The following is a 23,458-nucleotide window of genomic DNA, read 5'->3' as shown; positions in this document are numbered from 1 at the left end:
CACTCGGCGCGGCGTCCGTCCCGAGCGAGCTGAGGCACCCGGGCGGAGCGGCGGTGTCAGACACGCGACAGTCGACGCGAAGCCAGCGCGGTGCTACCTGACGGCGTACCCGTCGCTGGGGGTTGCCGGCCCGAGTTGTGCCAGCGCCTGCGCGAAGTAGGTGTCGACGTCCGTGGCGTGGTAGACCCGCTCGCTCGCTTCGATGCCGTCGAGGAACATCGCGTACACCGCCGCCAGCCGCAGCGCCGCGACCGGCCGCAGCAGCTCCACGGCCCGCTCCGGCTCGCACCCCGGCACCTCGGCCCGCCACCGCGCGCACCACTCGGCGAGCACCGGGGCGGCGACGTCGTCGGCGAGCCCCTCCACCAGCCGCAGCGCGTCGAACGCCGGGTGTCCCACGAACGCGTCGCCCCAGTCGATGACGACGTGCCGCCCATCGCAGGCGCGTACGTTGCCGGGGTGCAGGTCGCCGTGCACGAGGGTGTCCGGCAGCCCGCATCCGCGTACCTCGTCGAGCTGCGCCTCCAGCCCCGCCAACAGGGACTGCACCGGAGAGGTGTCCCAGCCAGCCAGCCGGTCGCGGATCCAGCCCGGCAGGGCGTCGGCGCGCAGGTCCGGCACGCCCGCCGCGACCAGCTCCGCCGCGTCCGGGACCGACCGCAGCTGGACCGGATGGAAGTCGGCCGCCATCGCCAGCCGCTCCTCGACGGGGGCGCCGTAGCGGTCCTCGCCGGGCACGTGCTCGATCAGCATCCGGCCGTCGCCGTCGTCGGCGAGCAGCGTCGACGTCTTCCCCGGCGCGGCCCGGCCGAGCCAGCGCAGTACCGCGGCCTCGTGCCGGAAGAACACCGGCACCTGCTTCAGCCAGGCCGTACCGCCCGGCCCGTCGAGCCGCCAGACCGCCGACAGGTTCCAGGTGCGCTGCTGGACGACGGTCTCCGTCGGGCGGCCGAGCCGCCGCAGCCCGGCCATCGCCCACGCGAGGCTGCGCGCCGGGCCGCCGGGCTCGGCGTAGGGGGCGCGCAGCGGGTCCGCCGACAGGTCGAGCTTCGCCGGTACGAGCGGCGTGGCCGGCGGCCCGTCGACCTGTGCGAGGTACGTGACCGTGCCGCCCATCGGCTGCGGCGCGTCGCCGGTCAGCAGGCGGAGCACGGCCACCTCGACGCCGTACCGCCGGCGGGCCTCGGCCACGACGGGGCCGACCTCCTGCCACCAGGGCGACGGGACGTCGAACGGCGGCAGGGCGCCCAGCGGAGCGCCGGCGGCATCGACCAGGACGAGGGTCACGAGGCGGGACACGCCGGCACGCTACCGCCGACCGCCGGACCCGGGCGAGGGGTTAACCGGGCGAGGTCGCCAGCGCCGCCGGGTCCTCACCATGCCGGCGACGGAGCCGTCAGGGGCGGCGGGTGCGGGCGAGGGTGCCGACGACGGCGAGGGAGGCGACCGCCGCCCCGGCGAGCACCACGGCCATCGGCACGGCGCTGCCCTCGCCGCCCAGCCCGACCAGCGGGGCGGCCATCGCCCCCACCAGCGACTGGATGGTGCCGAGCAGGGCGGCGGCCGTGCCGGCGTGGGCGGGGTGCCGGTCCAGGGCGAGCGCGGTGCCGTTCGGCATCACCATGCCGAGGGATCCCATGAAGACGAAGAGCGCCACCGCCACCAGCGGCAGGCTGCCGAGCAGCGCGCCGGCGAGCAGGACGGCGGCGGCCAGCAGCCCCACGCCCAGCGGGCGGAGCAGCAGGGTGCGGGGCGCGAAGCGGTCCAGCAGGCGGGCGTTGAGCTGGCCGGCGGCGACCAGGGCGAGCGCGTTGACGCCGAAGATGAGGCTGAACGCGCCGGCCGAGACGCCGAAGACGTCCTGGAAGACGAAGGACGATCCGGAGATGTAGGCGAAGAGCGCGGCGAAGGCGAGGCCCTGCGCCAGCGCGTACCCGAGGAAGATCCGGTCGGTGAAGAGCGAGCGGCCGGCGGCGGCCGTGGCGGCGAGGCCGCCGGTGCTGCGCCGCGCGGCGGGCAGCGTCTCCGGCAGCCGCCACGCGACGGCGGCGGCGAGCAGCGCGCCGATCACGGCGAGGGCGACGAAGACGGTACGCCAGTCCCCGAAGCGCAGCACCAGGCTGCCGAAGGCGGGCGCGGCCATCGGGGCGACGCCGAAGACCAGGGTGAGCCGGGAGAAGTATTTCGCGGCCTCGCGGCCGGCGTAGAGGTCACGCACGACGGCGCGGGCGACGACGACGCCCATGCCGCCGGCGAAGCCCTGCGCGAGCCGCGCGGCGGCCAGGGTCTCGGCCGACGGCACGGCCGCGCACACCAACGACAGCAGGGTGTACGCGGCGACGCCCACCAGCACGGGCCGGCGCCGCCCGAAGCGGTCGCTGAGCGGGCCGGTGACGAGCTGGCCGAGGGCCATGCCGACGAGGCAGGTGGTCAGCGAGAGCTGGATCTGCGCCTGGCTGGCGGACAGGTCGCGGGTCATCTCCGGGAACGCCGGCAGGTAGGTGTCCAGGGAGAGTGGCCCGAACGCGGTGAGCGTGCCGAGCAGCACCAGCAGCACGACGGCGGCCCGCCCGGTGGGCGCGGCGACGCGCTCGTCCGGTCGGACGGGCGGCGCGGTGGCGTGCGGCATGGCGGTCCCCTCACTGGTGGCTCGGCCCGGATACGATAGCTCTGACTACAGAGCTATTTCGGCGTCGGAGGGCCTGACTGTGACGGAAGAGACGGTCGACCTGCTCGGCGGAGCGCTCGGTGACCTGCACCGGATGCTGCGCCGGACGGCCACCCAGCGGGTCGGCCGCACCGCCCTGCCGGACGCCCAGGTGGAGGTGCTGCGACTGGTGCAGCGGCGCCCGGGAATCGGCGTCCGCGAGGCCGCCGAACGGCTGGGCACCGCGCCGAACACGGTCAGCACCCTCGTCGGCGAGCTGACCACCGCCGGGCTGCTGCACCGCGAGCGGGACCCGGCCGACCGGCGCACGATCCGGCTGGAGCTGACCGACGCGGCGCGGGAGCGGATGGCCGCGTACGGGCGGCACCGGCGCGACCTGCTCGCCGCCGCGCTGGCCGAGCTGGACGCCCCGGACCGCGAGACGCTGCTCGCCGCCGCCCCGGCGCTGCGCCGCCTCGCCGACCGGATGACGGGGCGGGGCTGAGCCACCGGTCAGCGGGTCGAGCGGGGCGTCGTCGCCCGGATCGCGCAGGCCGGCGGCCGGAGCCGGAACGGCCGCCGGTTCGACGCTACGGTGGCGGTGGACGGTGTCGGGTCGTACGTGGAGGGTCGTCGGATGATGGAGCAGCGGATCAGCCTCGTGACGCTCGGCGTCGCCGACGTGGCCCGGGCACGCGCCTTCTACGAGCGGCTCGGCTGGCGCGGCCAGGAGGTCGAGGAGACCGTCTTCTTCCAGGCGGGCGGCCTGGCCCTGGTGCTGTGGAGCCGGGAGAAGCTGGCAGCCGACGCGGGCGTGCCCGACCGGGGCGCGGGCGGGTTCGGCGGGACGACGTTGGCGCAGAACGTCCGCTCCCGGGGCGAGGTCGACGAGCTGCTGACGGCGGCGGCCGACGCCGGGGCGGAGGTGACCGTGCCGGCACGCGAGACCTTCTACGGCGGCTACGCCGGCTGCTTCACCGACCCCGACGGGCACGTCTGGGAGATCGCCTGGAACCCGGGCTTCCCCCTCGGCCCGGACGGCTCACTCACCGTCCCCGACCTCACGCCACCGGACTGAGTGGTCAGGAAGCGATGCGGCGGGGGTACGCGTCGGCTTCGCGCGCCCACTGCTCGGCGGCCACGGAGAGGGCGTCGGCGGATACGGTGAGCGTCAGCGGGTAGACCGCGCCGAGCGGCTGCCGCCGCATCCAGGGTGGCAGCGACTCGTACGAGAACTCGACGGTCAGCGCCAGCCGGCGCCGGCGCAGCACCCGGGTGCGGAAGGCCAGGTTCGGCTCGGTGAAGCGGGCCACCGCCGAGGGCTCCGCCGGGTCACCGGTCGTCTCCGCCTGCTGCCGCAGCCAGCCCGCCAGCGCGTACGCCTCGGCCACCGTCAGGCAGGGTTCGAGGCGCGACCAGGCCTGCCCGTCGGCGGTGCGGGCGTCGGTCTCGACGAGCAGCCAGTCGTCCCAGTCCGCCGCCTCGTCCGGGTCGTCCGGCGGCTCGACCCCGGGCTGGTAGCCCACCGGCCGGATCCTCACCCGGGCACCGTCGTCGGAGCGGATCTCCATCCTGTCATCATGACCGATCCCGAGGCGCGGATGGCGGCATCCCCGCAGCTCAGGGCGCCCCGGCGAACAGCGGCCCCGGGCGCGGGCGCCCCGGTCAGCGCACCGGGTCGTGGGTGCCGCGCGGCACGTCTGGCCGGCAGCGGCGCACCCGGTCGGCGGCCATCCGCCCGCCGACGGCCAGCCCGTAGCGCTCCACGGCGGCGAGCCCGTACGCGCTGCACGTCGGGGTGAAGCGGCACTGCCCGGGCCAGCGCTGCGACAGCCAGCGCCGGTAGCCGAGGATGGCGGCCCGCCCCGCCCGGTCCACCAGCGGCGCCCGCCCGGCGGCGACGGTCGGCGGTGCCGAGGCCCGGCCGGGCGACACGAGCCGGGCGCCCAGCGCGCCCAGGGTCAGCAGGGTGGAGAAGAGCCCCAGGTCGCAGCAGGGGATGTCGCAGTTGCAGGCGTCGCAGTTGTCGAAGCGGCTCTTCTTCTTGCGACGCTGGTTGCTCGGGAGGTAGATCACAGGGAACATCATGCGACTTCCGCGCCACCCCGAATCCCTCGGATGGCGTTCCATCGCCCCGGTGGCGGCCGGCTCGGTGGTGGCCGGCTCGGTGGTGGCCGGCTCGGTGGTGGCTGCCGAGTCGGTCCGCCAGCGAAGGGACCCTACGACGCTGTCGAGCTGAGTCGTCTGTGACATCAGGTGGTGGTGTCCGGCCCGCTGTGCCACCAGAGGGCGGTGAATCGTCTACGACATCAGCTCGACAGCGTTGCGCACGTGAGCCCTCGCCCCGACCGGGAGCGCCGCGGAGCCGAGGGGTGCCGCACAGCCGGGGGGTGCCGCACAGCCGAGGGGTGCCGCACAGCCGGGGGGGGGGTGCCGCACAGCCGGGGGGTGCCGCACAGCCGGGGATGCCGCACAGCCGGGTGCGGACACCCACCTAGCCGGGCGACGACGCGTGGTCTGTCGTCTCCGCCGGTCCGGCGCAGCCCGGCCACCGACCCGGCGCAGCCCGGCCAGGTGGCGCAGCGGGGTCAGGTAACGCAGCCCGGCCAGGTAGCGCAGCGGGGTCAGCGCCGGACCGTGCGGCGCACGCCGTCGTGCCCGGCGCAGGCGTCGCGCCGCCCGCCGGTGAGGCTGACCGAGCCGTCGCCGCACTGCACCAGGTGGCCCCGGCCGGCCCAGAACTCGGGTACGCAGTCGAACCAGTCGCAGACCTCGACGGCCGGCCTGCGGATGCGCTCGCCGCCGCAGAAGTCGTACCCCATCGGGTTGGCCGGGGCGCCGCAGAGCCGCTCGCGGGCGGACGTGGGCGTGGGCGTGGGTGCGGTGGTGCCACGTCGCGGCTTCGACGCGGCGGGCGGCACCTTCGCCTGCGCGGCCGGGAGGGCGACCGGCGGGGCGACGAAGGTCGGCGCGGGAGTCGCGGCGACGGCGACCTCCGAGCCGGTCGGGTCGGCGGGATCGGTGTCCAGCAGGGCGGCGGGCACCAGCAGGGCGATGCCGGCGGCGACGGCCACGGTGCGCCGGCCGCCGGGCACGAACGCGAAGGGCTGGGCCTGCGCCGGGGTCGCGATCTGCGGCCGGAACGGCTTGAGCTGCGCGTGCTCGGCGATCGCCTCGTCGAGCTGGTCGAGCACCGCGCCGCGCTGCTCGATGGCGTCGGCGAAGGCCAGGGTCAGCTTGAACCGGAAGTCGGCGGCGACGTCGGCCGGGAGCATGAGGCCGGAGGTGCGCCGCCGGTCCAGCACCTGCATGAGGGTGACCGGCGCGTGCGGGTCGTGGGCCAGCCCGGTCATCCTCCCGTACGCCCAGTCGCGCCGGCCGCGACCGCCGAGCAGCACCAGCCGGCGGTTGGTGATCACCGCCATGCCGGCGTCGGCGACCCGGACACCGTCCGGCCTGCGGGGCCGCGGCGGCGCGGCCGCCGGGGCGACCGTCAGGTCAGGCGCGGGCAGCACGGTGGTGTGTCGTACCTCCACCAGCTGCGCGGCCGGCAGCACCCAGAACACCACCTCGTCGGGCGCGAGCTCCAGCGCCAGGCCGGCGCCCGCCGCGGCCGAGCCCTGGAACTCCTCGGCGAGGGTACGCAGGCGGCGCAGTTCGTCGTCGCGTCGTCGCCATGCCTTGTCGGCGCTGCGGAACTCCCGCCGCCGCCGTTCGTTCTGCCGGTGCACCCACCGGTACCGCCATGTGGAACCCGTCGAATCAGTCCTTGCCACGCCGACTCCTTCGCCGCGCAGGCCACCAACCGGGGTGTCACAGCTGTCAACGGTGACAACGGCCGACGGGGACACGCCGCAACGGGCAAAATGACCGAACGACGGGCGAAAACGGGCGATAGGTGGATTTCGTCGGGCCGCGGTCAGTGCCGGGGGCGGCCCTCCCCCACCCGGTAGGTGCGCAGGTTCGGGTCGGCCTTGATCTGCGCCTCCGTGTATTTGATGGTGTCCCAGCCCTTGCCCGAGTAGAGCCGGGTCTGGTCGCCGTACCAGGGCGAGTTCGGGTTGCTCGACTGCGAGTAGGTGAGGATCTGCCGCCCCGAGGGGCCGTTGCGGCCCAACTCGACGGCCATCACGAAGGACGAGCCGTGCACCACCTTCGGGTAGCCGACGCCCGGCGCCAACGGACCGATGATCATGTTGAACACGCCGGCCTCGGCGCGTCCGCCGTGGATCGGGATGCGCCGGTCGCCACGCGGCTCGGTCTGGATGTCGCCCAGGCGCGCGTCGAGGGGGATGCCGGCGAGCTTGCGGACGGCGTCGGCGAGCGCGGTGAGCACGCGCGGGTCGGCGGTGTTGAGCCGGCTCGGGGTGCGCACCGGGTCGGCGGCGTCGAACGCGTCGGCGAACCGGATGCCGCCCGACAGGGCGAACTCGGTGAACAGGTGCGCGCCGCGGCTGTCCAGGTCGACCCGCAGGTCCCAGCCCTTCAACGCCGCGCAGGCCCCCCGCAGGTCGACAGTGGTCCCGTCGGAGGCGGTCGCGGTGGGCTGCGCGGCGCAGAGCGCCACCAGGTCGTCGCGCAGCAGCTCGCCGCCGTACGCGCGGTTGCCGAAGACCGTCTGCCAGAGCCGGGACGTGGTGTAGCCCCGCCCGGGCAGCCCGTCGGTGCCGGCGAGCCGCTCCCGCACCTGCTCCACGCCGAGGCGCGTACGCAGGCTGCGCTCGGTGCGCTCGTTGCCGACGATCCGCGGGAAGCCCTCCAGCGGCGCCTCCGGGTTGGCCAGCCAGTGGCTGTCGTTGGAGTTGGTCACGTAGTCGGCACGGAACCGGATCGGCAGGTTGGCCGGGCCGAGGATGCCGGGCACCGCCGCGTCGCGGTCGCGGCCCAGCGCGCAGGCCGACCGGGAGCCGTCGAGGACGGCCTGGCCGCTGCTGGCGTAGAGCGGCTGGAACGGCGCGGGGATGCAGGCGGCGGCCAGCTCGTCGGTGACCCTGGGCACCACCGAGTGGTCGGCGTAGAGCGCCTCGCCACGGGCGTCGGCGGCGATGACGTTCACCCAGGGCAGGAACTGGTGCCGGTCGAGGACCTGCTTCAGCTCGCGGACCGTCTTCGCCCGGCCCATCTCGAGCCAGCCGTCGAAGGCCCGGTTGTTCGTCGCGTTGACGTCGGTGATCGCGTACGCGGCGGTGGTGGTCCAGTCGAAGGTGCCGGGGACGACGACCACCGGACCGAAGTGGGTGTCGTGGAAGGTGCGGCTGACCGGCACGGTGCCGCCACCCGGGGCGGGCACCTGGACGGTGACCGTGCGGGTGGTCATCTTCCGGGCCCGGCCGTCCACGTAGTACGAGGTGGGGTCGCCGGGGACCAGCGCGAGCCGGTGCCAGACGAAGCGGCGGGCGGTGGAGACGGTGTGGCTCCAGGCGAGGGTGCGGTTGTGCCCGATCTCGATGATCGGGTCGCCGATGAGCGCCGCGCCCTCCACGTCGTAGCGGCCCGGGACCTTCAGGTGCATCCGGTAGAAGCGTTCCGCCCCCTCCCACGGGAAGTGCGGGTTGGCCAGCACCATCCCGCCGCCGTGCGTGGTGGCCCGCGCGCCCAGCCCGTACGCGTTGCTGCCGACGCCGGCGGGCGCGCCGTCGCGGGCGGCGACGACCGCCGCGGCGCCCGGCGCGTCGAGGGCGGCGGCCGGGCCGGTGGCCGTGGGCGGGGCGGCGGCGACGATCCCGTCGAGCACCGCCCGCGAGCCGGCCCGCACCATGCTGGCCCAGCTCGCGCGCCACATGTCCAGCTCGGTCAGCGGACGCACCCACGGCTTGCCCCGGCAGGCCGGGTCGGTGAGGTTCGCCGCGCCGGTGCGGCGCAGATAGCTGTTGTAGCCGGCGACGAAGCCGCGGATCTGGTCACGGACCTCGTCGGACGGGGAGTGCACGCCGTCGCGGGGTCCCTGTAGCAGCCGCTCGGCGGTGCGGTCGTCGATCGCCTTGCGGTGGAAGAGGTCGCTGCGGACGTTCGCGTCCGTGGGGCTCGCCGCTCCGAAGTAGCGGGACCGCTCGGCGTTGACCGTGACGGCCTTCTCCGCGATGACGCAGATGTTGTCCTCGGCCTGGACGTGGCCGACGCCGAAGCCGAGGCTGGCGAAGGTGCGGGCGGTGATGTGCGGGACGCCGTACGACGCCCGGCGGATCTCCGCCGAGTAGCCGCCGTCATGGTGCCGCGCGGCGGCCGGCGGGACGCCGGCGACCGCTGTGGTGGCGACCGTGGCGAGGGCGGTGACCAGTGCGCAGAGCGGCCTTGGCCTCATCGGGACTTCCTCCCGTCCGGTGGACGTGTGAGAAGTTCACACGACCGGCATTCTCGCCGGGCGCGGGCGTGCCGAGGAAGACCCGACCGGGAAACCGGGTTGTTCCCCCTACGGACCACCCGGGTGCTGGGTAACGTCGGCGGCAGCCAGGGCCGACGAGGGGGTGGGACCGGTGGGCGACCCGCTCCGCCCGGTGGTGATCGGCGTCGACATCGGCACCACCAGCACCAAGGCGGTCGCGTACGACCTGGACGGCGCCCAGCTCGCCCACCACTCGGTCGGCTACCCCCTCGACGAACCCTTCCCCGGCTACGCGGAGCAGGACGCGCGGCACATCCACGCGGCGGTGCTGGAGTCGGTGCGCGCGGTCGTGGCGGAGCTGGACCGGCCGATCGCCGGGCTCTCCTTCGGCACGGCGATGCACAGCCTGATCGGCCTGGACGCGGACGGCCGCCCGCTCACCCCGTCGCTCACCTGGGCCGACTCGCGGGCCAGCCGGCAGGCCGAGCGGCTGCGCGCGGTCCCGTCCGGGCTGGCGCTGCACCGCCGCACCGGCACCCCGGTGCATCCGATGGCGCCGCTGCCCAAGCTGCTCTGGTTCGCCGAGCAGGAGCCGGTGCTGTTCGGGCGGGCGGCGTACTGGGTGGGCATCAAGGACTGGGTGCTGCTGCGGCTGTGCGACGCGCTGGTGACCGACCACTCGGTCGCCTCCGCCACCGGGCTGATGGACATGCACCAGCTCTCCTGGGACGAGGAGGCACTCGGTGTCGCCGGGATCACCGCGGAGCAGTTGCCGGAGCTGGTCCCCACCACCACCGTGCTGCCCGGCCTCACCGCCGAGGCCGCCGCGGCGACCGGGCTGCCCCGGGACACGAAGGTGGTCGTCGGCGCCGGGGACGGCCCGCTGGCCAACCTCGGGCTCGGCGCGGTCGCCCCGGGCGTGATGGCCTGCACGATCGGCACCAGCGGCGCGATGCGGGTGATGGTGGAGCGCCCCGGCGTCGACCCGCTCGGCGGGGTGTTCTGCTACGCGCTGACCGAGCAACGCTGGGTGGTCGGCGGGGCGATCAACAACGGCGGCGTCGTGCTGGAATGGACCGGCGACGCGCTCGCCCCGGAGCTGGGCGAGGACGCCGAGGAGGAGCTGCTGGCGCAGGCCGCGCTGGCACCGGTCGGCTCCGGCGGTCTGATCATGCTGCCGTACCTGCTCAGCGAGCGCGCCCCGCACTGGAGCGCGCTGCCGCGCGGCGCGTACGTGGGGCTGACCCACGGGCACCGCCGGGCGCACCTGGTGCGGGCCGCGCTGGAGGGCGTCTGCCAGCAGTTGGCGCTGGTACTGGCCTCGGTGCGGGCCGCCGGCAACGAGGTCCGGGAGATTCGCGCCAGCGGCGGCTTCGCGCGCAGCGCGCTGTGGCGGCAGATGCTGGCCGACGTGCTCGGCATGCCGGTGCACTTCCCCGCCACGCGGGAGGGCTCCGGCTTCGGCGCGGCGCTGCTCGGCATGGAGGCGCTGGGGCTGATCCCCTCCATCGAGGTCGCCGCCCACCTGGTGCGCATCGAGGAGACGGCACGCCCGGATCCGGCCGCCGCCGCCACCTACGCCGCCCTGCTGCCGCTCTTCGCCGGGCTCTACGACGCGCTGGTTCCCACGTTCACCTCGCTGCGCCGCCTCGCCCCGGGCCTGCCGCCGACACCGGCACCGGCACCGGCACCACCGACGCGGTAGGGCGCCGCCCGGACGGGTGACGCCGGCGGGGGCGCCGACACCGGCCCGGGCGTCGCCGGCACCGGTGGCCCCGGGGCCCACCGGCCGCCGTGCCACCCGGCGGCCCCGTCAGGGGGCCTCGACCCCGGAGATGAGGTAGCGGTGCACCTCCGCGCCGCGGATCGCCACCTCCTGCTCCGTCGAGGGGCCGGAGCCCCGGAAGTCGAGCAGTTGCTCCTCGGACTCCCAGCGCTCGTAGACGTTGATCCGCCCCGGCTCGACCAGGTCCGCGCCGATCGCGAAGTCGACGCAGCCCGGCGCGGACCGCGCCTGCCGGACGACCTCCACGCAGTCGGCCAGGTAGGCGTCCCGCTGGTCCGGGTCGACGTAGAGACTGCCGGCGACGATGAACACTGCTGACCTCCGGGTACGGCCGCGCGTCAGGCGCGGGTGATGGCGTTGGCGTGGATGGCCTCACCCAGGTACGCGGCCATCCCCGGCCTGATCGTCTCGAAGTACGCGGTGAACCGCTCGTCCGACACGTACATGTCGGCCAGACAGGTGTGCAGCTCGAGCGGGCAGTCGTAGAACCAGCGGCTGATGAGCTGCCGGTGCTCCTCGGCCAGGTCCATGGCCGCCGGCCCGTTCGCGGGCGCCCCGGATGCCATCACCTCGACGAACCGCCGCGCCCAGTCCTCGTTCTCGGCCTTGTTCCGCAGCCAGTCGTCCTTGGTGTAGCGGGCGACCCGCTCGTTCGACTGGCGGTACGCGTCGGTGTCGCCCCAGCGCTGCTCGACCTCCTCGGTGTGCGCGTCCGGGTCGAAGTCGCCGAAGACCTCGAACCGCTCCTGCGGGGTCAGTGGAATGTTCAACTTGCTCGCCTCCATCGCGAACTCGATCGCCGCGACCATCTCCTGGAGCTTCCTGATCCGTACGGACAGCAGCTCGTGCTGGCGACGCAGGTGCGCCGCCCGGTCACTCGCCGGGTCGTCGAGGATCGCGGCGATCTCCTCCAGCGGGAACCCCAGCTCCCGGTAGTAGCGGATGTGCTGCAACCGGTCCAGGTCGGCGTCGTCGTAGCGCCGGTAGCCGGTGCTGCTGCGGTCACTGGGCGAGAGCAGCCCGATCCCGTCGTAGTGGTGCAGCGTCCGCACGGTCACGCCGGCCGCCTTCGCGACCTGTCCCACCGTGTAGGCCATGGTTCCCTCCCTTCCGCCACCGAGGCTCCCGCCTGCCGTTACGTGAGGGTCAAGCCCGATCCATTCTGCGCCCCGCCGGCCGGCGCATCCGCCGTCCCGGCCCGGGTCGGGGCGGTTCGCCGGGCGTCGCCGGCCGGAGACGACGGTGCGGGCCGCCCGAGGATCGGGCGGCCCGCACGGTCACTGCGGTAGGGCGGTCAGGCGGTCACCAGCGGCGGCCGTCCGGCCAGGCGTCGTACGGGCGGGCCGAGAGGATCGGGTCCCAGCCCGTGTTGTTCCGGGCGTCGGGCAGGTGGATCTTGATGTCCGCCCCGCTGTCGTCGAACGGGCTGGCGTCCAGGTGTGCGACGACCAGACCGGAGTCGAACCGCTTGTAGTAGAGGCCGCCGCCGGGCCCGAAGAGCGATGCGGTGTCGCCCCACCCGGTCGCGGCGAGCTCCGCGACGGTCCACACGCCAGCAGCGTCGATGACGTACGCCAGCAGCTTGCCGGTGCTGGTCGTGCCGAGGATCCGGCCGGGACCGGGGGCGGCCAGCGAGGTCAGCGTGAAGTTGCCGGTGATCGCCTTCGCGTTGGTGATGTCGGCGTAGGCCGGCTTCGGCTTGGTCACCGTGTATCGGCGCAGCGCCGAGCCGGCGTTGATGCCGAAGAGCGAGCCGTTGCCGTCGTAGGCCAGCCGGTCCTGCGTCCATCCGGTGTCGGCAAGCTTCGTCGTGGTGAAGGTCAGCGGGTCGGTGCCGGTGACGTCCACCCGGTGGAGCTGCCCTCCCGTGCTGGTCACCAGCAGGGTGTCGGCGTTGAGGGTGGCCATCGCCTTCGGGGTGAAGCCGAGCGGCGCCGCGGCGACCACTTTTTGCTTGGCGCCGGTCACCGGATCGACAGTCGTGTGGGACAGCCGCCCTTCCGGCCCCGTGCCGAAGACCGACACGACACCCGTCCACGGCCGCGCGGAGAGCAGCTGGTGGCGGAACCAGACGCCGCTCACCGGCTCCTCGCCGATCAGCGTGATGTCGTCACCCCGGCCGTCGAACGGGTTGGCGTCGCGGTAGCGCTTGAGACCGTCGGTGGGATTGATGGTGAGATAGAGGCCCCCACCCGGCGAGACCAGCTCCCTGGGCCGGTCCCAGCCGGTCTGGTGGAGATCGGACCGGGACCAGGAATTGGCCCCATTGATCTTGTAGGAGATCAGGGGACCGGCACTGGTGGTGCCGAGGATCCGACCGGGGCCGGGCGAGGCGAGCGTCTGCAGACCGAAGCCGCTGCTGATCGTGGTGGGGGCCGTGAAGTCGGCCGCCGCCGGCTTGGCGCTGGTCACCGTGAAGCGACGCAGGGAGCCCGAGAGGATGCCGTACAGCGAGCCGTGTCCGTCGTAGACCAACTCGTCGAAGGCCCAGTCGGCGGACGCGATCTTCGTGATGGTGTAGGTCAGTGTGACCGTGTTCGCCACATCCACCCGGTGCAGCTCGCCGGCCCCGTTGGTCAGCAGGATGGTGTCCGCGTTGAGTGTGGCCATCGACTTGGGAGCGAAGGGCAGGAGCGCGGCCGCGGTGCGGGTCTGCAGGCCGCCGGTGGCGGAGTCGACGGCGTGGGCGACGAGCCGCCTCTGCACGGTGGCGTCCGGCATGAGCTGATTCGTGACGCCGAAGAGGTGGACGTCGGTGGTCTGCCAGCGGATCCACCAACCGAGGTCGTCGACCCGGGTGGCGGTGGCGCCGTCGCGGGTCTCGGTCTCGGCCAGGCAGCCCTTCTGCCACGAGGTGCTGACGACCGCGACCAGCTCGGCGGACCCGTCGCGGAACGCCGGGCCGCCCGCGTCGCCCTTGCAGAGCGTCGCGCCGGCCGACGCGCCGAGCAGGCCGACCGACGTGGCGTCGACGTCCTGCACCGTGAACGAGCCCTGGTGCAGGCGATCCGGCACCCATTCGGTGGCCGTCCGGCCGTAGCCGGTGACCTTGAGCGTCTCGGCGGCCGACGGCGGCGTGCTGGCGAGCGCGACCGGCGGCACGTCGGTGACCGGGGCGGCGAGGCGGACCAGGGCGACGTTGCGGTCGGGGTGCGGTGCGACCGCCGCCACCGAGCGCTGGTGGCCGGCGGTGCCGGTGAGGTCCGCGCGGCCGACCAGCACCGTGGTCGGCCGGCTGGGCGGGCCGGCGGCGACCGGCGCACTGCCCTCGGCCAGGCAACTCTTCGTCGTCACGACCCAGTTCTTGTCGACGAGCGCACCCGAGCAGGCGCGGAGATCGCCGAAGGTGACCTTGGCGCTGAACCGGTAGGTGCCGTCCGGGACCGGCTGGGCACCCGTGACGGCCTGGGCGGAAGCGCCGCCCAGCAGGCCTGCTGTGACCGTGGCGGCGAACAGGGCGGCACCCCATCGACGCGTTCGGTGAACTGACAATGCATCCCCCGTGATTGGTGAACCGTTGCGATCCGACCAGGGTCGGTTCGATCTCGGTGGATGCTATCGAGGCTGCCACGGCGGGGATGCCCCTGCGCGCATAGGCGTTCGAGACGGGACAAGAGGGCCGTCGGGTGCGGGTCGGTCAGTGCCCCTCCGACGCGGGATCGTCGTCCGCGTCCCCGGCCCCGTCGCTGGCGGCGGCCGGCGGACCACCGTGCGTCCACGGTGTCTCCTCGACCGCCGGGAACGCCCCCGCCGGCATGAACGCGTCCGACAGGGTGGTGTAGCAGAGCCGCTCCCCCACCTCGGGCACGCTGCCCGGCGGCGCGGTCAGCCCCCGGCCCATCCCGCCGGAGAGCTCCAGCACCACCTCGGTCTTGCCGTCCGCCGCCGGGGTCACGAAGACCACCCGGGCCTTCTGCGCCGGCCGGGCCGGCGAGTACAGCGTCGCGCCGATCGGCACCGCCACCGGCTCGGTGGTGACCAGCTGGATCCGGGGGCGCAGCACCGGCCGCTTCCCGGTGTCGTCCACCCGCTTCGGGTCCGCCAGGGTCACCTCGCCGACGAACGCCTCCCCGGTCAGCCGGTGTTCGGCCATCACCAGCGGGTCGTCGTAGGCGCGCTGCACCGCGTAGGAGGTCAGGGCCCGTTCCAGCCGGTGCAGCCGCTGGGCGGCGGAGACCGCCCCGTCCCGGCGGGGTTGCGGCGCGCCGCCCGCGTCGACGTGCTCGGCGTAGCCGGTGAAGGCGTCCTTGTCGCCGTCCCACCGGCCGGCCACCCGGGCGCCCGGGGGCAGGCCGCGCAGCAACCCCACGCCGCGCCACATCAGCTCCCAGGTGGGCGCGAGCTGGTCGCGCAGCAGCCGTTCCAGCTCCGCGTACGCCCCGGCGCGCGCGACCGGGTCGTCCTCGGCGGCGGCGTACGCGGCGATGGCCGGGGCGAGCGACCGGTTGTCGAAGTCCGGGTCGGTGGCCGGGCCGGCGGGCGGGCAGGTCGCCGGGTCCTCGGCCCGGGCCGCCGCCTCGGCGCCGGTGAGCCCGGCGGGCGGGTCGATCCAGCCGAGCAGCGCCGGCAGGTGCAGGTCCTCCACCACGCTCTGCCCGGTGGCCCAGTGCAGGGCCAGCGCGTCGGTCATCGCCAGCAGCGCCGACGAACCGGGATGCTCGGCCCGCTCGGCGAAGAAGGTCAGCCAGCGCCCGAGCACCGGCACCGACGGGTGCACCGGATAGTCCCCGTCGGGCCGGCGGAAGCGGGTGGAGCGGCCGAACAGCCGCAGGAAGGTGATCCCGGCGGGGTTCGGCACCAGCAGCTGCGGGGCGTCGACGTGGCGGTACCGCACGTCCCTGCCCCGGTCGACCGGCACCGCCTCGGAGACGCCCCGGAACCCGTCCAGGTAGGGCAGCACGATCCCGGCCAGCTCGGCGGCGAACGCGAACCGCTGGTCACGGTTGCGGGGCTGCGGCACGATCAGCAGCCGCGCCGCGTCCGGGGCGTCGCCGACCAGCGCCGCCAGTGGCGCGTTGGCCTCGCCGGCCATCGCCAGCGGCACCAGCACCAGCGGCCGCGCGGACAGGTGCAGGTGCCGGACGGTGGCCACCGGCTGGGCCACCCCGGCGGCGAGCGCCTGGGCCCTGGCGAACGCGCGGAGCGTACTCACGCGGGCCCACCCCGCCCGGTGCTCGGGACGGCCGGGCGGGAGTCGCGGGGCGTACTCATGCGGGGGTCCCGGTGAGGGCGTCGGCGCGCAACCGGGCGGCGGCCCGCAGCAGCGCGGCGGCCTGCTCCTGCCCGGGCTCCGGGGCGCGCTCGCCGGCGGCCAGCGCCAGCACCTCGTCGACCTCCGCGACCCCGCCGAGCGCCTCCCGGACCGGCCGGCCCAGCGCCCCGGTGTGTCCGCGCGCCTCGTGCCGGCAGAAGTACGCCAGCTCGCAGGCCGCCAGGCAGTCGGGCGCGTAGCGGGCCTCCACCTGCGACAACGCGGCGAGCAGGGCCGCCGGCTCGACCGTCAGGTCGGCGGTGAAGTCCTCGGGCACGGCGGCCAGCAGCGCGTCGACCCGGGCCATCCGGTCGAGCTGGCGGCGCAGCACCAGCAGCTGCTTGCGCACGTCGACCAGGCTGGCCACCGGCTGGAGGGCGAAGTCGCGCGGGCAGACCAGCACCGCGTCGTGCGACACCAGCTCCGGGTCGTGCCCGGCGGCGGCGAGCAGCTCGCGCAGGGCCAGCACGTAGACGGCGGACTGGATCGCGGCGGCGGACACCTTGGCCGGGTCGGCCTGGCCGTCGACCACCGGGAACGACTTGATCTCGACGACGTGGAACCGACCGGCGAGCCGGGCGGCGACCAGGTCCGGCTCCAGGTGCACCCGGCGGCCGGCGACCTCCAGGCCGAGCAGCGGGTGGTCGAACAGTGCGGCGGTGTCGTCCGTCCCGCCGGGGGTGGCGCCGGTCAGCAGCGCGGCGGAGCGGCGGTGCCGGGCGGCCGTGTCGTCCTCGACGCCGTCGCCGAGGTCCGTCCAGCTCGCCGCCGCCGGCACCGGTACGCCCAGCCGCTCGGCGACCAGCCGCAGCAGCTCGGCCCCGCCGTCGGCCTTGACCTGCGCCTCGAACGCGTTGCCCCGGGTGATGGCGAACCGGGACTGCCCGAACCGGGCGGGAAAGCCGATCCGCTCGGCCAGCTTCGGCTTGTCCACCCCCGCGCCGTCCAGCACGGCCCGCCGGGTGCAGCCCGGGTTGCCGGTCAGGGCGGCGATGGTGCGCGCGTTGTGCCGCCTCGGTGGCACGCCGCCGCGGATCGCGGCCAGTCGTTCCTCGGTGCTCGTCACGATCCGCCACGATAGGCGGTCGCCGCCGCCCGCGCCCGGCGCCGCCCCGGCCGGTGGCAGCCGCCGCAGCCGTCAACCCGGGGCCGGGCCGCGCGGGACCTGCTCAGAGCAGGGTGGTGAACGGCCCCAGGAAACCGCAGCAGATCAGCCCGAAGGCGCCCAACATGACCAGCGCAATGCTGTAGTTCGACCAGAGCCCGAACTTCGTCACGTCGGTGCCGTACCCGTCGTAGGCGCGGTTGCGCCAGCCGCCGAAGCGGAACGACAGATGGTAGGCCGCGCCGGGATGGGCGACCAGCGTGGTGGTGATCAGCGGCAGGCCCATGAAATCGGTGTACCGCACGTCGAGTGACCCGGGAGGAATCACCACGTACCAGGTGCCCTCGCCGGGGATCGGCACCGCCTGGCCGTTGACCTTGAACTTGCTCGTGGCGGGGGCGGGCACGATGTACGGGCCACGGTTCACCGTGACGGCGAGCACCGCGTAGCCGGGCGGGGGCGCGATCGGGTGGGGGTACACCATCGGCGTCACCGGGCCTGGCATGTGTGGGTACGACGCATGAGGGGGGTACGACACCGCCACATCCTGGCACGGTCCCACCAGTCCGCCGCGCCTCGGCGGATCACGAATCGGTCAGCGCCCGGCGGAGCGGTTCCAGGGCGAACGGGGCAGGGCGGTGCCGGCCAGCGGCCGGCGGTCGCGGCGACGACGGCGGCGGCCGGGGGTGCACGGCGGCCGGGAGACGGTGTGCACGGGCGCGGGCACGGCGGGCTGCCGGCCGATCAGCCAGCAGAGGAAACGGGCCATCGGTGGGCTCAGCCGACCGGGAGGCGCTCGGCCTCCGACCGGGAGATGTCGTACTGGGCGCCGCAGAAGGTGCACTGCTGCACGTAGCGGGTGCGGATCGGAATGAGCGGCACGAAGAACAGGCTGAACTTCGTCGATCGGCGCGTGATCACCTGCGCGGCCTGGTTGTGGCAGTTGCGGCAGACCTGCTGCACCACGCCGGACTGGCTGACCTTGGTGCGGAGCCCGAAGATGAAGAACATCGCCCCCCAGTACCCACGAGTCGCCCGACTATCACCTGCGACTTTCGACGGCCCGGGGCGCGCTCCGGCTGGAGCGCGCCCCGGGGGCGTGCGTCAGCTCGTCGCCTTCGCGGGCTCGGGTTCCAGGCCCGGCACCTCAGCGGGGAGCCAGATCGGCTGCCAGTCCTTCATCTCGTGGAACCGGCGCAGCTCGAACAGCGACGAGACCGACCCGGCCCACGCCCCGTACGGCGGGTTCTGCTCGTCGAAGCCGGACTGCACGAAGGTCAGCTTCGTCTTCCCCTGCGACTCGGCCAGCTCCCAGGTGCTGACGCCGGTCGGCCCCCAGTCCACCGACAGCTTCCGGCCCGGCTCCAGGTCGACGACCTTGGCCGCGTAGCCGTGCTCGAAGCCGCCCATGGCGTAGCGGCCGCCGACCCAGGGCTCGATGCCGATCGGGTAGCCGAACCAGGCGCTGGCCTGCTCGGAGTCGGTCAGCGACTCGAACACCTTCGCCGCTGGCGCGTCGATCAGCAGCTCGCCGCGCATCTCGGCGGAGGCGAAGTCGACCTTCGGCAGCAGCGACTGCCCCGCCAGGTGGGCGGCCAGGTTGGCGAGCGACAGGCTCCAGAACGTCTGGAGCACGCCCCGGATGGTGCTGCCGCTCATCGCCTCGGCGAAGTCGAAGTGGCTCTGGGTCAGCGTCAGCACCGTCGTCCCGGGGCCCTCCGCGAGCAGGGCGAACTCGGTGGTGGTCTCCACCCCGTCGAGCAGCCACGCGAAGCGCAGCGTGTCGTCGTCGACGTGTAGCAGCCGCTGGTGCGGCGCGTCGCCTTCCGGGGTGTGGCGCCCCCAGAACTCGTACCGTCGCGGCAGCTCGACCTCGGCGTGCTCGGCGAGCCAGACGCGCAGCTCGGCCGGGTCGGTCAGGGCGCGGCGGACGGCCTCGGCCGGCGCGGCGAGACGGACGGGCAGCCTCATCGGTTCAGTCACGTTCTTTCCCCTTCGGATAGCAGGCCACGGCGAGCTTGAAGGCGTCGCCCTCGGCGCCCCCGTAGCGGGTGAACAGGTCCTGCAGAGTGCTCTGCAGGTCGTGCAGGAACTGCTGGCGGAGCTCCGCCGGCACCCGGATCTCGCCGGCGACCCCGACCGAGGGGAGCTCGGGGGCGGCACGGTCGAGCCCGGCGATGTCTTCCTGGACCTCCTCCATCAGGTCCAGCAGGTAGCCGAGGCTCAGCTCGTCGCGGGCCCGGCGCAGGCCGATCCGGCCGACCAGCCGGGGGGACAGCCAGTAGGACCGGGCGGCGGCCTGGTAGATGCCCTCGGTGATGCCCCGGACCTTGCGTTCGTTGACCAACTCGACCAGCCCGGCGGCGACGAGCTGCTTGACGTGGTAGTAGACGCGCTGCGGCGTCTGCTCCAGCCGGGTGGCGACCTCGGTGCAGGTGCGCGGCTCGGCCAGTTGTCGCAGCACCTCGACGCGGTGCGGCTTGAGCAGGACCTCGGCCTGCTCGATCTGTTCCAGGTACAGGACGTCTCTCATAGCAAAATCAGTTTGTACGTACAAAATTTGTTTGTCAATAGCTTCGGCGACAGCCGCGCCGGCGGACGGCGCGGCTGTCGGACGCGGTCAGGGCAGCCAGTCGGGGCGCAGCGGGTAGCCGCTCGCCCCCTCCGGACCGAGGCGGGTGGCGAGCACCTGGTGCAGCTGGATGCCGTTGCGCTCGAACGCCAGCCGGGACCCGGCCATGTAGAGGCCCCACACCCGCGCCGTGCCGGCCCCCACCTCGGCGACGCAGGAGTCCCAGTGCGCCGCGAGGTTGCGGCACCAGCCGGCCAGCGTCAACGCGTAGTGCAGCCGCAGGTTCTCCTCGTGCTGCACCTCCAACCCGACGTCGTGGATCTCGCTGACCAGGCGCCCCGGGCCGGCCAGCTCCCCGTCGGGGAAGACGTAGCGGTCGATGAACGCGCCCGACCGGTGCGGCGCGCGGTTGTCGGCCCGCGTGATGCAGTGGTTGAGCAGCCGCCCGTCCGGCCGTAACCGGTCCCGCAGGGCCCCGAAGTAGGCCGGGTAGTGGCGCACCCCGACGTGCTCGGTCAGGCCGATCGACGAGACCGCGTCGAACTGCTCGCGCGGCGCGTCCCGGTAGTCGAGGTGGCGCACCTCGGCCAGGCCGGTCAGCCCCTCCCGCTCGATCGCCGCCCGGGCCCACTCGGCCTGCGCCCGGGACAGGGTCACCCCGAGCGCCTTCACGCCGTACTCGCGGGCCGCGTGCCGGACCATGCCGCCCCACCCGCAGCCCACGTCGAGCAGCCGCATCCCGGCCTTCAGCGCCAGCTTTTGCGCCACCAGGTCGTACTTGGCCGCCTGCGCCTGCTCCAGCGTGTCGTCGGGCGAGCGGAAGAGCGCGCAGGTGTACGTCATCGACGGGCCGAGCACCTTCTCGTAGAAGGCGTTCGAGACGTCGTAGTGGTGGGAGATCGCGGTGCTGTCCCGGGTGCGGGAGTGCCGCAGCCCGTTCACCACACGCTTCCAGCGCGGCAGCGCCTCCTGCGGCGGGGGCGGCGGCGGCATCAGCCGCTCCCAGCCCAGCCCGCGCACCAGGGCCAGCCCTTCGGCCAGCGACGGTGTACGCAGCCGCAGCTCGTCCTTGAGCACCCGCAACGCCTCGTACGGGTCGCCCGGGTGCACCCCCTGCAACGCCAGGTCGCCGCCGACGTACGCCCGGGCCATGCCCAGGTCGCCCGGGGCGGTGAGCAGGTACGTCAGGCCCCGCTCGGAACGGATCGACAGGGTGATGCCGGCATCGGCCGGGCCGACCGCGCTGCCGTCGTACCCGGTGACCCGCACCGGCAGGGCGCCGGTCGTCAACGCGCGGACGACGTCCGCCACGGTCGGACCCGGGCGCCGGCTCCCCGCCGGCGGGCTGGCGGGAGCGCTCGCCGCCCCCTGGTCTCGATCGGTCAGGCTCATGCTCTCGCTACCGCCTTCTCGTACAGTCCGGTGAGCCGGTGGTCCGGGTCGTAACGGTCCTTCACCGCGCGCCACGTCGCGCCGCCGTAGAGCCGGTCGAAGGATTCCCGGTCGTAGTACGCGTCGGAGTAGAGCGACTTGTGGCCCCCCGACTCCGACACCATGCGCTCGATCGCCCGGTTGACGTCGCCGTCGGCGGCCCCCGACGCGATCGGCACGCTGCCCCAGAAGCCGACGTTCACGTAGTTCTGCCCGGCCCGGAGCGGATAGAGCGGCCAGGCCCGGGCCGATCCGGGACCGGACGGCTCACGCAGCCGCAACGGGCACAGCCAGACCGGGGTCATCCCGACGGTGCCGGCGAACCAGCGCAGGAACCCGGCCATCCGCTCCAGCGGGATCTCCACGTCCTGCACCACCCGCTCGCGCGCCGGCTGGCCCCGCAGGCGGTCGATCCGGGCGGCCACGCCGTGCCGGTGCTCCCACCGGACCAACCGGTGGTAGACGTCGCTGCGCCGCCACCGCGCCGGCCAGACCCGCCGGAGCACCGGGTGCTGCACCCCGAACGCCGCCGAACACCAGAACCAGTCGGTGTCCCAGCGCCAGAGATAGTCGTACGTGGTCAGTGCGTCGTGCGTGCGCCGGCGCAGCGAGCGGTAGTAGATGTCCTGTCCCGTGTAGTCGCTGGCCGGCGGCGCGTCGTCGGTGAAGGCGCCCAGCACCAGGTACGCCTCGCCGGGGCTGAACATCACCCCGTCCATCGCGTCCACCGCCTCCCCCGCCCAGGACCGGGTCGCGGCGACCTCGGCGATCGCGTCGGCGAGCGCCTCCAGCCGGGTGAACCGGACGTTGCGCAGGGCCACGAAGCGGCGTACCGCCTGGAGTTCGATGCGCAGCCGGGTGGCGTAGCCGAGGCTGCCCAGCGAATTGGGAAACGCCGCGAAGAGGTCGGCGTGCTCCCCCTCCGGGCGGGCGGTCACGATCTCGCCGGCCCCGGTGAGCACGTCCATCTCGACCACCGACTCGTGCGGCAGGCCATTGCGGAACGAGGTCGACTCGATGCCGAGACCGGTCACCGCCCCGCCGAGGGTGATGGTGCGCAACTGCGGCACGACCAGCGGCATCAGCCCGTGCGGCAGGGTCGCGTCGACCAGGTCCTCGTAGGTGCACATGCCCTGCACGTCGGCCGTGCGGGCGACCGGGTCCACGGCGAGCACGCCCGTGAGCCCGGTGACGTCCAGGCCCGGCGCGCTGGGGGCGGACCGGGGACGGAACAGGTTGGAGGTGCGCTTGGCCAGCCGCACCGGCGCGCCCGCGGGCACCGCCGCGTAGGACCGTCGCAACTGGGCCACCGCACCGTCGTGGTCGACCGGATGATGATCCACACGGACCGCACACATGCGATCACTGTACGCGCTGTGGCCCTCGTGACGGGGGACGTCCACTGGTGCGTCCGCGACGTGGTCGGAGCACTGGCCGCCGCCGGGCCGGCGACATAGCGTGGGAACCATGCCGAGAGCCGTCTGGAACGACCTGGTCGTGGCCGAGAGCGACGACACCGTGCTGGTCGAGGGAAACCACTACTTCCCGCGCGCCGCCCTGCGCGACGACCTGCTCCGCGAGTCCGACACGCACACCGTCTGCCCGTGGAAGGGCACCGCGTCCTACTACACGCTGGAACACGACGGCCGGACCAGCGCCGACGCGGTCTGGTACTACCCCGAACCGAAGCCGGAGGCGGAGATGGTCCGCGACCGGGTCGCCTTCTGGAAGGACGTCCGGGTCGTCGACTGACGGGGGCCGCCGGCCCACTCCGCTCGCCCGGGTCGGCGCAGTTCCCGACCTGCTTCCAGCGGCGGTTCAGCCGGCGCGGAGCATGCGCAGTTGGGCCAGGTGCTTCGGCAGGTGGACGCGGGCGTGCAGGTCGAGGGTGCGGCCCCAGGGCAGCGACTCGTCTACGACGAGGTCGAACCCCTCCCGCAGGTGGGTCTCGACCGGGGTCTGCGCCGCCGCGCCGAGCCGCTCGGTCAGCGCGCAGAGCTTCTGGCTGGTGGCCCGCAGCAGGGTGGCCAGCCCGGCCAGCCCGCCGCACTCGACGACCAGCGCGTCCACCTGCGGGCGGTGGATGGTCTCCAGGTCGTAGTACGCGAACGGCGAGCCCGCGATGACCGCCTCGGTCGCCTCGGTCATCAGCTCGTCGTTGGCGGCGAGGTGCGCGACGATCTGCTCGGCGCTCAACTGCCCGGCCGGCGGCGCCGCGAACCCACCCGCCTCGACCTCCGCGAGCACCTCCGCGTACGCCCCCCGCAACGCCCCGCTGTCCATGTCCCCAGTCAATCCCGGCCCACGCTGTCCGGCCCGGAGTTCCCGCGGACGGTTCACCCGG

Annotated in this window: 23 protein-coding genes; 4 read left to right on the top strand and 19 right to left on the bottom strand. The window is 74.2% G+C overall.

The genetic code is table 11. From position 1 onward, the window contains the following. Nucleotides 1–93: 93 nt before the first annotated feature. Both ABZ573_RS05160 and ABZ573_RS05155 read right to left on the bottom strand, forming a co-directional pair. The gene (locus tag ABZ573_RS05160) at nt 94–1,299 is read right to left on the bottom strand and encodes an aminoglycoside phosphotransferase family protein (protein WP_358115689.1); all 1,206 of its coding nucleotides are present in this window, start codon (nt 1,297–1,299) and stop codon (nt 94–96) included. Nucleotides 1,300–1,396: 97 nt separating this feature from the next. Continuing rightward, nucleotides 1,397–2,629 (bottom strand): multidrug effflux MFS transporter, encoded by a 1,233-nt coding sequence (locus ABZ573_RS05155; RefSeq protein ID WP_327030575.1) that lies wholly within the window; start codon nt 2,627–2,629, stop codon nt 1,397–1,399. Nucleotides 2,630–2,762: 133 nt separating this feature from the next. On the opposite strand from ABZ573_RS05155, the gene ABZ573_RS05150 reads away from it, so the two are divergent. Together ABZ573_RS05150 and ABZ573_RS05145 are read left to right on the top strand one after the other, a co-directional pair. Continuing rightward, the gene (locus ABZ573_RS05150) at nt 2,763–3,152 is read left to right on the top strand and encodes a MarR family transcriptional regulator (protein WP_327031153.1); all 390 of its coding nucleotides are present in this window, start codon (nt 2,763–2,765) and stop codon (nt 3,150–3,152) included. A gap of 132 nt (nt 3,153–3,284) precedes the next feature. After that, nucleotides 3,285–3,725, top strand: a complete 441-nt coding sequence (locus ABZ573_RS05145; protein ID WP_327030573.1) for a VOC family protein — start codon at nt 3,285–3,287, stop codon at nt 3,723–3,725. A 4-nt stretch (nt 3,726–3,729) separates the two neighbouring features. Here the strand turns inward: ABZ573_RS05145 and ABZ573_RS05140 are convergent, their stop codons facing one another. From ABZ573_RS05140 to ABZ573_RS05125, 4 genes are all read right to left on the bottom strand, one after another. Next, entirely contained in the window at nt 3,730–4,218 is a 489-nt protein-coding gene (locus ABZ573_RS05140) for a hypothetical protein (protein WP_151454450.1), read from the bottom strand. Nucleotides 4,219–4,312: 94 nt separating this feature from the next. Next, entirely contained in the window at nt 4,313–4,732 is a 420-nt protein-coding gene (yidD, locus tag ABZ573_RS05135) for a membrane protein insertion efficiency factor YidD (protein WP_358116146.1), read from the bottom strand. Between the two features lie 539 nt (nt 4,733–5,271). Then, nucleotides 5,272–6,423: a hypothetical protein gene (locus ABZ573_RS05130; RefSeq protein ID WP_358115685.1), complete on the bottom strand. Its 1,152-nt coding sequence runs from the start codon at nt 6,421–6,423 to the stop codon at nt 5,272–5,274. A 143-nt stretch (nt 6,424–6,566) separates the two neighbouring features. Further along, entirely contained in the window at nt 6,567–8,948 is a 2,382-nt protein-coding gene (locus tag ABZ573_RS05125; RefSeq protein WP_358115682.1) for an acylase, read from the bottom strand. Nucleotides 8,949–9,120: 172 nt separating this feature from the next. Here ABZ573_RS05125 and ABZ573_RS05120 point away from each other — a divergent pair, with 172 nt between their 5' ends. Next, nucleotides 9,121–10,674 carry a gluconokinase gene (locus ABZ573_RS05120; protein WP_358115679.1) on the top strand — a complete coding sequence of 518 codons (1,554 nt, stop codon included), beginning with the start codon at nt 9,121–9,123 and terminating at the stop codon, nt 10,672–10,674. A 108-nt stretch (nt 10,675–10,782) separates the two neighbouring features. Here ABZ573_RS05120 and ABZ573_RS05115 read toward each other — a convergent pair whose 3' ends face one another. The 12 genes from ABZ573_RS05115 to ABZ573_RS05060 form a co-directional block, all read right to left on the bottom strand. Continuing rightward, nucleotides 10,783–11,067, bottom strand: a complete 285-nt coding sequence (locus ABZ573_RS05115; RefSeq protein WP_151454445.1) for an antibiotic biosynthesis monooxygenase family protein — start codon at nt 11,065–11,067, stop codon at nt 10,783–10,785. A 26-nt stretch (nt 11,068–11,093) separates the two neighbouring features. Further along, nucleotides 11,094–11,852 (bottom strand): MerR family transcriptional regulator, encoded by a 759-nt coding sequence (locus tag ABZ573_RS05110; RefSeq protein WP_151454444.1) that lies wholly within the window; start codon nt 11,850–11,852, stop codon nt 11,094–11,096. A 205-nt stretch (nt 11,853–12,057) separates the two neighbouring features. Further along, nucleotides 12,058–14,247, bottom strand: coding sequence for a S1 family peptidase (locus tag ABZ573_RS05105; protein WP_358115675.1), 2,190 nt, complete (start codon nt 14,245–14,247; stop codon nt 12,058–12,060). A 145-nt stretch (nt 14,248–14,392) separates the two neighbouring features. Then, complete coding sequence (locus ABZ573_RS05100; protein ID WP_151454442.1) at nt 14,393–15,907, bottom strand: hypothetical protein; 1,515 nt, start codon at nt 15,905–15,907, stop codon at nt 14,393–14,395. A gap of 55 nt (nt 15,908–15,962) precedes the next feature. Next, nucleotides 15,963–17,072 (bottom strand): hypothetical protein, encoded by a 1,110-nt coding sequence (locus ABZ573_RS05095; RefSeq protein WP_327030568.1) that lies wholly within the window; start codon nt 17,070–17,072, stop codon nt 15,963–15,965. 103 nt (nt 17,073–17,175) lie between these two features. After that, nucleotides 17,176–17,595, bottom strand: a complete 420-nt coding sequence (locus ABZ573_RS05090; protein ID WP_327030567.1) for a hypothetical protein — start codon at nt 17,593–17,595, stop codon at nt 17,176–17,178. Between the two features lie 111 nt (nt 17,596–17,706). Continuing rightward, entirely contained in the window at nt 17,707–17,880 is a 174-nt protein-coding gene (locus tag ABZ573_RS05085; protein ID WP_192581430.1) for a hypothetical protein, read from the bottom strand. A gap of 8 nt (nt 17,881–17,888) precedes the next feature. Then, on the bottom strand, nt 17,889–18,122 hold the full coding sequence (locus tag ABZ573_RS05080; protein WP_132233650.1) for a zinc-ribbon domain-containing protein: 234 nt from the start codon (nt 18,120–18,122) through the stop codon (nt 17,889–17,891). A 93-nt stretch (nt 18,123–18,215) separates the two neighbouring features. Further along, on the bottom strand, nt 18,216–19,094 hold the full coding sequence (locus ABZ573_RS05075; RefSeq protein ID WP_358115668.1) for an SRPBCC family protein: 879 nt from the start codon (nt 19,092–19,094) through the stop codon (nt 18,216–18,218). After that, nucleotides 19,087–19,644, bottom strand: a complete 558-nt coding sequence (locus ABZ573_RS05070) for a helix-turn-helix domain-containing protein (protein ID WP_151455158.1) — start codon at nt 19,642–19,644, stop codon at nt 19,087–19,089. The genes ABZ573_RS05075 and ABZ573_RS05070 overlap by 8 nt, the downstream gene beginning before the upstream one ends. A gap of 87 nt (nt 19,645–19,731) precedes the next feature. Then, a complete protein-coding gene (locus tag ABZ573_RS05065; protein WP_358115664.1) occupies nt 19,732–21,075 on the bottom strand; it encodes a class I SAM-dependent methyltransferase in 1,344 nt (447 codons plus the stop codon). After that, nucleotides 21,072–22,472, bottom strand: coding sequence for an FAD-binding oxidoreductase (locus tag ABZ573_RS05060; RefSeq protein ID WP_151455160.1), 1,401 nt, complete (start codon nt 22,470–22,472; stop codon nt 21,072–21,074). The genes ABZ573_RS05065 and ABZ573_RS05060 overlap by 4 nt, the downstream gene beginning before the upstream one ends. Before the next feature lie 109 nt (nt 22,473–22,581). On the opposite strand from ABZ573_RS05060, the gene ABZ573_RS05055 reads away from it, so the two are divergent. Continuing rightward, nucleotides 22,582–22,866 carry a DUF427 domain-containing protein gene (locus ABZ573_RS05055; protein WP_132233640.1) on the top strand — a complete coding sequence of 95 codons (285 nt, stop codon included), beginning with the start codon at nt 22,582–22,584 and terminating at the stop codon, nt 22,864–22,866. Between the two features lie 66 nt (nt 22,867–22,932). Here the strand turns inward: ABZ573_RS05055 and ABZ573_RS05050 are convergent, their stop codons facing one another. Further along, nucleotides 22,933–23,397, bottom strand: a complete 465-nt coding sequence (locus ABZ573_RS05050) for a hypothetical protein (RefSeq protein WP_151455161.1) — start codon at nt 23,395–23,397, stop codon at nt 22,933–22,935. Nucleotides 23,398–23,458: the final 61 nt, after the last annotated feature.

The organism is Micromonospora sp. NPDC007220 (assembly GCF_040634035.1).
GTDB classification, from domain to species: Bacteria; Actinomycetota; Actinomycetes; order Mycobacteriales; family Micromonosporaceae; genus Micromonospora; species Micromonospora reichwaldensis.
This window is presented reverse-complemented; position numbering and strand designations above follow the sequence as displayed.